The organism is Ornithinibacillus caprae (assembly GCF_009728145.1).
Lineage (GTDB): Bacteria > Bacillota > Bacilli > Bacillales > Amphibacillaceae > Ornithinibacillus > Ornithinibacillus caprae.
The window spans coordinates 112,758-125,587 of sequence record NZ_WOCA01000005.1; the positions used below are offsets into that span (position 1 = coordinate 112,758).

General features: G+C 37.4%; 10 protein-coding genes. All 10 read right to left on the reverse strand.

Annotation, left to right across the window (positions count from 1 at the left end):
• Positions 1-18 precede the first annotated feature (18 nt).
• Positions 19-309: an Asp-tRNA(Asn)/Glu-tRNA(Gln) amidotransferase subunit GatC gene (gene gatC / locus GMD78_RS08545; protein ID WP_343042202.1), complete on the reverse strand. Its 291-nt coding sequence runs from the start codon at positions 307-309 to the stop codon at positions 19-21.
• Between the two features lie 196 nt (positions 310-505).
• Positions 506-2,047: a sodium/proline symporter PutP gene (putP, locus tag GMD78_RS08550; RefSeq protein ID WP_155668413.1), complete on the reverse strand. Its 1,542-nt coding sequence runs from the start codon at positions 2,045-2,047 to the stop codon at positions 506-508.
• Between the two features lie 451 nt (positions 2,048-2,498).
• Positions 2,499-2,651, reverse strand: a complete 153-nt coding sequence (locus tag GMD78_RS08555) for a hypothetical protein (RefSeq protein ID WP_155668414.1) — start codon at positions 2,649-2,651, stop codon at positions 2,499-2,501.
• A gap of 14 nt (positions 2,652-2,665) precedes the next feature.
• A complete protein-coding gene (locus GMD78_RS08560; RefSeq protein WP_155668415.1) occupies positions 2,666-3,931 on the reverse strand; it encodes a helix-turn-helix domain-containing protein in 1,266 nt (421 codons plus the stop codon).
• Positions 3,932-4,215: 284 nt separating this feature from the next.
• Positions 4,216-5,766 (reverse strand): L-glutamate gamma-semialdehyde dehydrogenase, encoded by a 1,551-nt coding sequence (pruA, locus tag GMD78_RS08565; protein WP_155668416.1) that lies wholly within the window; start codon positions 5,764-5,766, stop codon positions 4,216-4,218.
• Positions 5,767-5,961: 195 nt separating this feature from the next.
• Positions 5,962-7,185, reverse strand: coding sequence for a CamS family sex pheromone protein (locus GMD78_RS08570; protein WP_343042203.1), 1,224 nt, complete (start codon positions 7,183-7,185; stop codon positions 5,962-5,964).
• A gap of 11 nt (positions 7,186-7,196) precedes the next feature.
• Positions 7,197-9,203, reverse strand: coding sequence for an NAD-dependent DNA ligase LigA (ligA, locus tag GMD78_RS08575; RefSeq protein WP_343042205.1), 2,007 nt, complete (start codon positions 9,201-9,203; stop codon positions 7,197-7,199).
• A gap of 12 nt (positions 9,204-9,215) precedes the next feature.
• Entirely contained in the window at positions 9,216-11,450 is a 2,235-nt protein-coding gene (gene pcrA / locus GMD78_RS08580; protein WP_155668417.1) for a DNA helicase PcrA, read from the reverse strand.
• A gap of 19 nt (positions 11,451-11,469) precedes the next feature.
• On the reverse strand, positions 11,470-12,159 hold the full coding sequence (pcrB, locus tag GMD78_RS08585) for a heptaprenylglyceryl phosphate synthase (protein WP_155668418.1): 690 nt from the start codon (positions 12,157-12,159) through the stop codon (positions 11,470-11,472).
• Positions 12,160-12,220: 61 nt separating this feature from the next.
• On the reverse strand, positions 12,221-12,787 hold the full coding sequence (locus GMD78_RS08590) for a hypothetical protein (protein WP_196493763.1): 567 nt from the start codon (positions 12,785-12,787) through the stop codon (positions 12,221-12,223).
• Between the last annotated feature and the right edge of the window lie 43 nt (positions 12,788-12,830).

The window sequence follows — 12,830 nt, forward strand, 5'->3', positions numbered from 1 at the left end:
GACCTGCAACCCTCCTCCTTAATCCAATATTGATGGCACACGATACTGACCATCTTGTTGATCTGGGGCATTCTTCATTGCTTCTTCTTTCGTTATCCATTTTTTAGGTTCGTCTTTACGCATTACATTTTTTAAGTCTAATACATGTGTTGTAGGCTCTACACCATCTGTATCTAGCTCATTTAATTGTTCTGCGAATGTAATAATAGAGCTTAATTGTTCAGTAAACATTTCTGCTTCCTGCTCAGAAACTTCTAATCGAGCTAGATTGGCCACATGTTTTACTTGTTCTTTTGATATTTCAGCCACTTTCAGCACCTCCACGTTTATCTTTGATATATTTAATGTTTGGATTAATTCTTCTATTTTAACCATAAAAAAACTGCTACAATACTATAGATAATAGCAGAATTCACCATAGATAAGCAAGAAATCAACCAATGTCACTCCATGAAACGAAAAAGTCACTCCCCTTTTTCTAAGAGAAGTGACTTTTTACATTTAATTATTCATCTAATTTAGCAACTGTTTCATCAAATTCCGCTTCCATTTCAGGTGTTGGTCTGCCGGCCATACTTACCACAACGGAAACAATTAAGTTAAGTACGAAACCTGGAACGATTTCATATAAATCAAAAATTCCACCTTCTAGGAAATTACCCCAAACGACAACTGTAACCGCACCAGCAATAATACCTGCTAAAGCACCATTACGAGTAATTCCTTTCCAGAATAATGATAGAATAATAGTCGGTCCAAATGCTGCACCAAATCCAGCCCAAGCATAACCAACGAGCTCAAGTACAGAAGCTTCTGGGTTTGTTGCAATCAATGCTGCGATTAGAGCGATTATGATTGTAGCAAATCTACCAACCCAAACTAATTCTTTTTCAGAAGCTTGTTTACGGAAAATAGCTTTATAGAAATCCTCCGCAACCGCTGAAGAAGAAACTAATAATTGAGAGTCAATGGTACTCATAATTGCTGATAGAATTGCAGCTAATAGAATACCTGCAATAACTGGATGGAATAATAGCTGTGAAAATGCAATAAAGATTACTTCCGGGTTATCTAGTAATTGCACGCCACCTTCATTTACTACTTCTATTCCTACATTACTTAAAATAGAAACATCCTGCGTACTAATAAATGCCAATCCGATAAAACCAGTAAACATCGCACCATATAGACCTAAAATCATCCAAGTTGTTCCAATAAACTTCGCCTTTGGAACGTCCTTAGGTGAACGTAAAGCCATAAAACGTACAATAATATGGGGTTGTCCAAAATACCCAAGACCCCATGCAGCACCAGAAATAATAGCAATCGTTCCTGCAAACGTACCTACACCTGCTAGCATATCTAAGTGATCAGGATTAATGGAACCAATTGTTTGTACTGCTGCATCCCATCCACCAATTTCATTTAATGCAACAATAGGTACGACAATCAATGCTAATAGCATTAATGTACCTTGGAAGAAGTCTGTCCATACAACTGCAAGGAATCCACCAAGAAATGTATAAGAAACGACTACTAAAGCACCGATCCAAAGTGCAGTTTGATAGGAAAATCCAAATGAAGCTTCAAATAATGTTGCTCCAGCAACCATTCCTGAAGAAGTGTAAAAGGTAAAGAATAGTAAAATAACTAAAGCAGAAATGACACGTAGAACATGTGACTTATCTTTAAAACGATTTTCCAAAAAGTCAGGAATTGTAATCGAATTATTAGATACTTCTGTGTAAATTCGAAGTCGTTTTGCAACAAAGTGCCAGTTTAAATAAGCACCTACTGCTAAGCCAATTGCCATCCATCCTCCATATGCACCGCCAAAACCTGACGCATATACAGCACCCGGCAATCCAAGTAATAACCAACCACTCATGTCAGATGCACCTGCACTCAATGCAGCAACACCAGGTCTAAGTGATCTTCCACCTAAAACATAATCAGATAAATTGTTTGTTCGGTAATACATGAACAAACCAATAACTAGCATACCTATTAAATATACGATAAATGTAATTAATACTGTAGTATCCATTTATTATCTCCCCCTATTCGTAAACAATGACACGACAGATAGTATTATTAATAAAGGCATTGGTACTAACAACCAAAACCAGGTTGCACCAGATACTGCAAACTCCTCCATAATTGATACCCCTTCCTGTTTACTCGATTCTGCCCAAATCGGATTTTGAGAAATAAGCGAACTAATCAATATTATCTCTTTACCTCGAATTTTTATAAAATTATAAATTCACTCTTCCCGTAACTTATCATAACACAACCTTTTAAAAAAACTACCTATTTTTGTCGAATATATGAAAATACTTGTATAAAAAGTCTAAAAATGGTATGTTTATTAGTTTAGCATTTATTAAAAAACAACAAAAAAAACGCCTGAAATAGGTTCCACGCTACTTCAGGCAAATCTATCATATATAAGTAATAGGGTAAAAAAATTGGATTACTGACAAGCTTTTGGTTGATTAAAAATCGAATGATGTGTTAATAGACATTGCTTTAAGAATACTAGGTTCAGATTCACCTGTTGCTACATCAGTTGGTTGATTATCTTGGGTAAATAAAAACCCACCTACTAATAGAGTACCTAATGCGATAGCTGCAATCATTTTTTTCAATCGTCTCCCCTCCTTTATATATTAACTACTTCCTCATATGTGAGGTTAGCTAGCTTATAATATTTAACGGAGTCTTTATACCTTCCTACTTTTTCAAAATGCTTTGCAAGCATGTTTGAATAAACAATTAAATTACCATAATCTTTACGTTTTTGTAGGTAAGGTAAAAATTCCTCCATTACTAATGAAGTAAATTGTTCATGTTGCTCACTTATTGCATAACTGAAAGTATGAATTATATACTCATACAGCCTATGATTTACATTATCTGTAGATAGTTGTAATAAATGTTTTGCTCTTTCTAATTCTTTAGTTGCTTGATCAAAGTTTTGTATTTTATAATATTCTTTTATTAGATTAGTTAAACCTAATAACCTTTCATTTATTTCTAACTTTTCATCTTCTACTACTTCAATAAAGTGTTTAATTGCTTCTTTCGAGTCTCCAACAGAAGAATATAAGTATCCTAAATTTTGATTTGTCAACTGTATTACTTGTTTACTTTTATTTAATTCACCTAAATGTCTAGCTAAATTATAGTGTTTAATTGCTTTATCATACATTTTTATCCTTCGATAGGATATACCAAGTACTATGTGGCACTGTGCACAGCGTATGAAATTATATTCCTTTTGAAAAAGATCAATTGCCTTGTTTGCATATTCTATAGATTCTAAGGTGTTTCGAAGTTTACTATGAGTAACAGCCATTGTGTATTGAAGATCAGCAACTTGTTCCTCATCTAACTTAATCTGATTAAGTTTATCTTCAGCGTGTTTATACATTCGCATCGCCTGTGCAAACTCACTATTAAGCGAACTATAATTACCTTTAAACTTATACCAATAAAATAAATGTAAACTATCAAATGACCCAGAAACTTCGTTTAACTTATTAATCTGTTCCAATGCATTATCATACTCTCCTAAAATAAGAAAGTATCTTATTTTGTGAATTTCAAACATCATTAAACTATCAGAACGGACTAAAGCTAATAACTCACTTAGTTCATTGTATGTTTCTGTAATCTCTTTCTTGTCATTCACTTCGAAAAGCATATTGAACCAGTTTTCGCATTTCTCTTTGATCGTAATATCCTTATCACTATCCAGTTCAATTCCAAGTCGAGTACATAACATACTGATAACTTCAGGACTTGCTTCTGTACGCTGATTTTCAATCTTGGACAAATAGGACATAGAAACAATTCCATCGGCAAGTTCTTCTTGTGTCATCCCTTGTTTGACGCGTTGTAATTTGATAAAGGATCCAATTTCCATATTGCTATCCTCCCACATATTTGTTTCTATTACTATTTGCTTAGTTATATAATAACATAAATTTTGAATATTCATATTGGGAAAGTTGTGGTACAAAAGTACCCTTTAAGCCCAAAAAACTTTCCTACTTTCCTAATTTGAGGAAAGTAGGAAAGTTTTTGCTCTACCTAGTATCATATTCTATTAAACTATCAAAATATACCAAAAAATTCAATGATTTTTTCCTAACTTTCATGATAAAGAAAAGCCCCTTTTTGAAAAGGGGCTTTTTAACTAAATATTTATTAAAACATCTCTGAAGTTGTTTTACCTTGCATATGTTGGATTAAGTAGTCTGGCCCACCTGCTTTGGAATCTGTACCTGACATATTAAATCCACCAAATGGTTGATACCCAACGATCGCTGCAGTACAGCCACGGTTGAAGTATAGGTTACCAACATGGAAGTCTCTACGTGCTTGCTCTAAGTGTTCACGGTTATTTGTAATTACTGCACCAGTTAAACCATATTCAGTATTGTTAGCAATTTCAATTGCATGATCGAAATCTTTGGCTTTTGTTAAACCAACAACTGGTCCGAAGATTTCTTCTTGCATAATACGTGCATTTGGATCAACATCACCGAAAACAGTTGGATTAATGAACCAACCAGTTGAGTCATCTCCAGTTCCACCAGCAAGAAGTTCGCCTTCTTTTTTACCAATTTCAATGTAGTCCATGATTTTATCATAAGCACCTTGATCAATAACTGGACCCATGAAATGTGAGTTATCATGCGGATTTCCTGCAGATAATTCTTTTGTTAATTCAACCACACGATCTTTGACTTGATCGTATACATCTTCATGGATAACTGCACGAGAACATGCAGAACATTTTTGACCAGAGAAACCGAATGCTGATTGTACGATCGACTGTGCAGCTAACTCTAAATCAGATTCACTATCAACAACGATTGTATCTTTTCCACCCATTTCAATGATTGTACGTTTTAGCCATTTTTGACCTTCATGTACCACTGCTGCACGTTCAAAAATGCGTGTACCAACTTCACGAGATCCTGTGAAGCTAATGAAACGTGTACGAGGATGATCTACTAAGAAATCTCCCACTTCACTACCAGGACCTGGAATGTAGTTAATGACACCAGCTGGAAGTCCCGCTTCTTCTAATACTTCCATAAATTTATATGCAATTACAGGTGTTGTACTAGCTGGTTTTAGTAGCACTGTGTTACCAGTAACCATCGCTGCTACTGTTGTACCTGCCATGATTGCGAATAGGAAGTTCCATGGTGAAATAACTAATCCCACACCAAGTGGTATGTAATGGAACTGGTTATGTTCGATTGGACGACTATTTATCTCAACACCATCTTTAATTTTTAACATTTGACGACCATAGTATTCTAAGAAATCAATTGCTTCAGCAGTATCTGCATCCGCTTCTTTCCATGGCTTACCGCCTTCTTTTACTAAGTGCGCAGAGAACTCATGCTTGCGGCGACGAATGATTGCTGCAGCACGGAATAAAATTCCCGCACGAAACTTAGGATCTGATTTTCTCCAATACGTTTCAAATGTTTCATCCGCTACTTTCATCGCTTTTTCAGCAAGCTCTTTATTCGCTTTTGAAACATACCCAATTACTTCATTCTTGTTTGCTGGGTTTACGGAAACAATTTTGTCCTCAGTTGTTACTCTTTCGCCACCAATAATAAGTGGGTATTCTTTCCCAAGGTCTGCCTCCACTTTCTTTAATGCATCAAGCATTAACTGTCTGTTCTCTTCTGCCGAAAAGTCAGTAAATGGTTCGTGTTTGTAAGGTACTACCATGAAAAAAACCTCCTTAAGATATACAATTTTATTCCTTGTATCCGCTTTACATAAGAAATAGCTATTATAAAAGAAACCTTCTATAATAGTCGTTAAAATTTTATAAAATCTTTCCATAAAAAAACGGAGTGGAATACATCCACCCCCTATTCTAACTGAAAAGAATAAACTGTTCAAACAATCTAGGTTCAGATTTTAATGGAAAATATGGACAGTTGGATCATTTTGTCCTGCTTCTCGATAGATGACACCCTCTACACCATAGCTCGAGGTTATTTTAACCTCAAGATCATAGTAATCAGGAAACATTTCTTTAACTAATCCGTATGCGTATTGAGCGAAACCTAAAATTTCTCCTTTTCCATAAAATTCTATCGGAACTTCTAATGTTAATCTTTGAAGCTCCTCATTTACATAAAACCCTTCACCGATCACACCAACATAGTTCGGGAAGAATTGCGCAATGTCTTCTCCAAAGCTTTTTACAATTTGTGCATCATCAAAGTACTTCTTCTCCGCTTCATTAGATGGAAAAAGAACATGTTCTTCATCAATGTTCGTCCAGTCGTCAATGGTTCTACCACTCTCAGACACCAAGGTTTTGGCTACAAAGTTTCCGGGAGTCGAAGATCCATGTGCTTCTTCTCGGTACAAGGCAATCATAACTGGAACAGATTCTAAACCTTCCATCCCACGGATGCGCTCCAATACCGTCTGGGCAATTTTTTGTCCTTGCTTTATCATTTCCTCTTCTGGTATTTCCTCATAATAATCCGGTCCACCGATTTCCGTTTGGAATCGATAAACTGACTTCAATGCAAGACCAATCGAAATACCTACCAATTCAACCGTATTATCATCTTTTTTACGTAAAAAATTCTGCTCTAGAATATGCGATAAATATCGAGGATTATCACGTAATTCATCTTCATCTCCCGAATCTTCAATTGGTGGGTTTAGCCCTCTAGTTAATTCGTGGCGAATTTTTTCTTCATTTACTGTCATCTGAGCTTTTTTTAGTCGTTGTATTTCCGCTTCTACTTGGTCTTCTAGCTGCTCTTTTGTTAAATCCCTTCCAAGCCAATCATAGACTGTATCTTCTGATAAGTACTGTCCTTCTTCAAAGTAATATTTCTGTGGGTCAAAATATTCTTTTGAATGTCTACGTAGTCCTTCTTCCATTTCATCAATGTCTAATCGATTTGCGAGCTGATTAACAATGACTCCCCTAGCTTCACTTGTACGATATGGAAGGATCATACGATAATTTTCTTCTGACAAATTATAACTAGGAACAATTGAAGGCTGTCCTTTTTGTTCTTCATCATTTTGCAAAACTTCATCATCATCATTAAAGTTTGGCGTACAGCTCGCTAAGACCAGAAGGGTGCTCACTAACAATATAACTATTTTCTTCACGTTCTCACCCCTTATTTCCCCAATATTTCAACTAATTTATCTTCATCCCATATCGTAATTCCAAGTTTCACTGCCTTATCATATTTTGATCCTGCATCTTCACCAGCAATTAAAATATCAGTTTTCTTACTTACACTACCTGTTACCGTGCCACCTAATGCTTCAATCTGTTCTTTTGCTTCATTTCGAGTGAAGGTCTCCATTTTACCTGTGAGTACAACCGTTTTATCTGCGAACACACTGGATTCGTTTGCTTGTTCGGAACGTTTCGGACCTTTATATTCCATATTAACCTGTAATTCCTTCAGTTCTTTTATGAGCTCCGTTACCTTTTCTTCTGCGAAATATTGCACAACCGCATCAGCCATTTTATCGCCAATTTCATCAATTTCAATCAGCTCATCATAGGTTGCTTGCTGTAATCGATCCATCGTTTCAAACTCTGTAGCAAGTGTTTTGGCAGCCTTTGAGCCAATAAACCGAATACCTAAACCAAATAGCAACCGCTCTAGGGAGTTATCTTTTGATACTTCAATCGCCTGGAGAAGATTATCTACTGATTTTTCTCCCATACGTTCTAGCTTTAGCAATTCTTCACGTTGCAACCGATAGATATCTGCAATGGTATGGATTAGTTTTTCTCGGAAAAGCTGATTAATCACCTTTTCCCCAAGACCGTCAATATTCATTGCATTCCGTGATACAAAGTGAATAAGACCTTCCTGTAATTGCGCTGGACAGTTTGGATTAATACAACGCAAAGCTACCTCTTCTTCTAAGCGAACCAATTCACTTCCACAAGCTGGACATTCTTTTGGCATGTGAAATTCTTCTTCATTTCCAGACCGCTTTTCTGTAATAACGCGAACGACTTCCGGAATAATATCGCCAGCTTTTTTAATCACAACAGTATCACCGATCCGAATATCTTTCGCACGAATTAAGTCCTCATTATGTAGAGAAGCGCGTTGTACTGTTGTACCTGCTACTCGAACAGGTTCAAGAATGGCTGTTGGTGTAATTACTCCTGTTCTACCTACACTTAACTCAATTTCTTTCAGGGTTGTAATAACCTCTTCAGCTGGAAACTTATACGCAATTGCCCAACGTGGACTCTTTGCTGTAAATCCTAGTTCATCCTGTGTTGCTAAGTCATCTACTTTAATAACAATACCATCAATCTCATAACTAAGATTTGGTCGTTCAGCTGTCCAATAGTCAACGTATTCTAAAACCTCTTCAATCGTATCACATTTTTTCCATTCTGGATTTGTTTTAAATCCAAGCTCTTTCATATATTCTAATCGTTCACTATGCGATGTTAATGGCTCTGCTTCCCATTCACCAACGCCGTATAAAAAGACATCGAGGTTTCGTGAAGCTGCAATTTTAGGATCCAACTGCCTTAAAGAACCTGCAGCAGCATTTCTCGGGTTAGCAAAAGGTTCTTCGCCTTTTTCTTCCTTCGCCTCATTTAATGCCAAAAAGGATTTATGAGGCATATATGCTTCACCACGCACTTCAATCTTCTGTGTTTCCTTAATAGAAAGTGGAATACTTCTTATCGTACGTAAATTACTCGTTATATCCTCACCTGTTGTACCATCCCCACGAGTTGCTCCGCGCACAAACTGGCCATTTTCATAGGTTAGTGAAATAGCAAGACCATCAATTTTTAATTCGCAGACAAATGATAATGGTTTATCTGTACCCTGACTGGCACGACGAGCAAAATCTCGTAAATCCTGTTCATTAAATGCATTAGAGAGACTAAGCATTGGCACCGAATGTTGAACTTTTTCAAAGCCTTCAAGAGGCTCCCCACCAACACGTTGAGTGGGGGAATCTGAGGTAATTAGTTCAGGGAACTGTTCCTCTAGTTTTTTTAACTCTTGTAGCTTTTGATCATATTCAGAATCCGGTACAGTAGGTTTATCAAGAACATGATATTCATGTCCGTATCGATTCAATAATTCTTTTAATTCGATGATTTTTTCTTGTGCTTGATTTTTATCCACCTTAAGCACTCCTTATTCTTTCGTTATTGGTGCAAATTTAGCTAACAAACGCTTAATTCCAGTTGGCGCAGGGAATGCAACATCAAGCTCCATTGCTTCTCCTTCACCTTGCACTTTTACAACCGTTCCAACTCCCCATTTTTTATGGCTAGCCTTATCACCTGGTTTCCATGCTTCATTTTCTGCTCCAGTTGTATTTTGCATTTTTTCTGCTTTACGTTTCACAGGTGCAGGCTGTTGTTTCGGTTCACCTTTTGGTTGTCCAAAAGGTGCAGAGCCAAACATCGTTTGTTTTGCTTGCTCGATTCCTTCAATTAATTCTTCAGGAATTTCGTTAATAAAACGGCTGACCGGATTCATACTTGTTCTACCGTATAGTGTACGCATTTTTGCATGTGTTAAATATAATTGATGTTCCGCCCTTGTGATTCCTACGTAGGCAAGCCTTCTCTCTTCTTCCATTTCTTCATCATCAAACATAGAGCGGCTATGTGGGAAGACATTCTCCTCCATCCCAATAAGGAATACAACTGGAAACTCCAACCCTTTTGCAGCGTGTAATGTCATTAACGTTACCTTTTCTTCGTTTTCTGGATCTTCCTCGTCCACTTTATCAATGTCTGCAATTAAAGCAAGATCTGTTAAAAAGGCGATTAATGTTTTATCTTCACTTGTTTTTTCAAAATCCTGTGTAACGGTCATGAACTCTTCTAAGTTTTCTAAACGACTTTGCGCTTCAATGGTTCGCTCATTTTTTAGCATTTGTTCATAGCCTGTTCGTTCAAGTACCGCCTCAACCATATCCGTTGCTGTTAAAAATTCCTGTTGTTGAGTCAATGTCTTAATCAGGTTTCCAAACTCCACTAGCGCATTAGCTGCTTTCTTTGATACACCAGTAAAATCAACGACTTCTACCGCTTGATAAAGGGAAAGGTCATTTACAGCTGCATACGTGCGAAGCTTATCAACTGACGTTTTTCCAATACCACGCTTTGGTTCATTCACCACGCGTTCAAAACTGAGATCATCATCTGGATTTGTAATCAAACGTAGATAAGCAATCATGTCCTTAATCTCTTTGCGGTCGTAGAACTTGGTTCCGCCAACCATTTGATAGGCTATGTTTGATTTCATTAACGTATCCTCAATCGCACGAGATTGCGCATTGGTCCGATATAAAATGGCAACTTCACCAGGAGAAAAACCTTCATTTTTGGTAAGCTCTTGGATCTTATCTGTAATATACAAAGCTTCGTCCTGCTCGGTAGACCCTTGATAATACGTAATCTTCTTCCCATCTGGATTATCTGTCCAAAGATTTTTCGGCTTACGTCCAGTGTTATTTTCAATTACTTTATTTGCTGCAGCTAAAATAGATTTCGTGGAACGATAATTTTGCTCCAAGAATACTGTTCGAGCAGTTGGATAATCTTTTTCAAATGAAAGGATATTAGCAATATCTGCTCCACGCCAACGATAGATCGATTGGTCTGAATCACCTACGACACATAAATTTTGAAAACGGCTAGCTAATTGTTTTACTAGATAGTATTGGGCATGGTTTGTATCCTGATACTCATCCACGTGAATATATTGAAATCTACGTTGATAGTATTCCAATACTTCAGGTACCCGATTGAATAAGTGGATGGTTTGCATGATTAAGTCATCAAAATCTAGTGATTGGTTTTTACGAATCCGTTTTTGATATTCCGTGTAAACTTTGGAAATCTGTCTACTATAAAAGTCACCTGCATTTTCTTCATACTTTTCAGGTGTTACCAGTTCATTCTTCGCAGCACTGATTTGCCCAAGAACCGCACGGGGCTCGAATTTTTTCGTATCGATGTTAAAATCTTTCATAATTTGTTTAATAACGGAAAGCTGGTCACCACTATCTAAAATCGTAAAGTTACGACTATAGCCAATACGTTCAATATCTCTCCGTAAAATACGGACACACATCGAGTGGAAGGTAGAAACCCACATATACTCACCTTCTGGTCCAACTAAGCGACTAACACGCTCCTTCATTTCTCGTGCTGCTTTGTTGGTAAAGGTAATCGCTAGAATATTTCTTGGTGCGACTTCTTTTTCTCCCATTAAATATGCGATACGATGTGTAAGTACGCGAGTTTTTCCACTTCCCGCACCCGCCATAATTAATAATGGACCTTCTGTATGTTTAACAGCTTCTTGCTGTTCTTTATTTAAACCTTTTATTAAGTCATCCATCGTTTGACTCATTTAAAACACCATCCTAAAATCATTTGTCTTGCACAGCCTTTACCGTTTTCAATGCTTTTTTTATGTCTGTATAAATGCTGTTTCCTACAATAATTACATCTGCATGTTCTTTCATCTCCGTAGCTTGTAGGGAATTTTCTATGCCACCGCCATAAAATAACACGGTTTCATTCAACTCCTTCTTCACTTGCTTTACAAGCTCTGGATCTCCGTACTTGCCACTGTATTCCAAGTAAAAAATAGGTAAATGAAATACATGCTCTGCCATGTATGCATATGCCATAACATCCTCGTCACTTGGCAGCTTACAATTCGTTTTTTGAAATGCCTTGGCATCCTCATTTACAATGCAGTAGCCTTCAAAGAATATCTCATTCCAATCCATGATATCTTTAAAATCTTTTATCGCTTCATGTTGTATATCCATTACCCACTTTTTCTTTGTACTGTTCATAACCATTGGGATAAAGTAAAAATCGAACCCTGGGGTAATAGCATCCATATCAGAAATTTCTAGAATACAAGGAACCGTATAACGTCGTATTCGAGATAATAAATCCAAAACGCCATCTAATGTAATATTATCAGTCCCACCAACGATAACAGCATCCGTACCAGACTCACAAATTTGTTCTAAATGCTCGTCCGATATTTCTTTAGCAGGATCTAGTTTGAATATGTGCTTCCATTCTTTAAAATTCGTATACAAGGTTTTAAGCCTCCATTATTATAATCCATTTGTATATTATAGCAAAAAATATGGTGTGAATTTAGTAATATGGGGAACTTTTTATAGTTTTGTTGATTCGTACATATAGGGTGTATGTTGTGGTAATGCTTGGGGTGTTGCGACTGGTGGTTTGGGGGGTGTGTCCGATGATTGGGGGGCTGTGTCCGATGTTTCCGCTCTTATGTCCGATGTTCCCTCGCTTGTGTCCGATGTTCCCTCGCTTGTGTCCGATGTTCCCTCTCTTGTGTCCGATGTTTCCTCTCTTGTGTCCGATGTTTCCTCTCATGTGTCCGATGTTTCCTCTCTTGTGTCCGATGTTCTGGCTCTTGTGTCCGATGTTTCCTCTCTTGTTTCCGATGTTTCCTCTCTTGTGTCCGATGTTCTCACTCTCGTGTCCGATGTTCTGGCTCTTGTGTCCGATGTTTCCTCTCATGTGTCCGATGTTCCCGCTCTTGTGTCCGATGTTCCCTCGCTTGTGTCCGATGTTCTCACTCTCGTGTCCGATGTTCTGGCTCTTGTGTCCGATGTCCCCGCTCCGATACCCACGCTCTCGTGTCCGATTCTCACACCACTGCGTCCGTTGCGCCAACTCTCGTATCAGATACACAGACCAGAATAAAAACCGCCACCAAGCTGGTGACGGTGTATCA

Excerpts from the sequence above, each read along its gene's own strand:
- pcrA (WP_155668417.1), bottom strand. The coding sequence starts at position 11,450 with ATGAGTCAAACGATGGATGACTTAATAAAAGGTTTAAATAAAGAACAG.
- GMD78_RS08560 (WP_155668415.1), bottom strand. The coding sequence starts at position 3,931 with ATGGAAATTGGATCCTTTATCAAATTACAACGCGTCAAACAAGGGATG.
- putP (WP_155668413.1), bottom strand. The coding sequence starts at position 2,047 with ATGGATACTACAGTATTAATTACATTTATCGTATATTTAATAGGTATG.
- pruA (WP_155668416.1), bottom strand. The coding sequence starts at position 5,766 with ATGGTAGTACCTTACAAACACGAACCATTTACTGACTTTTCGGCAGAA.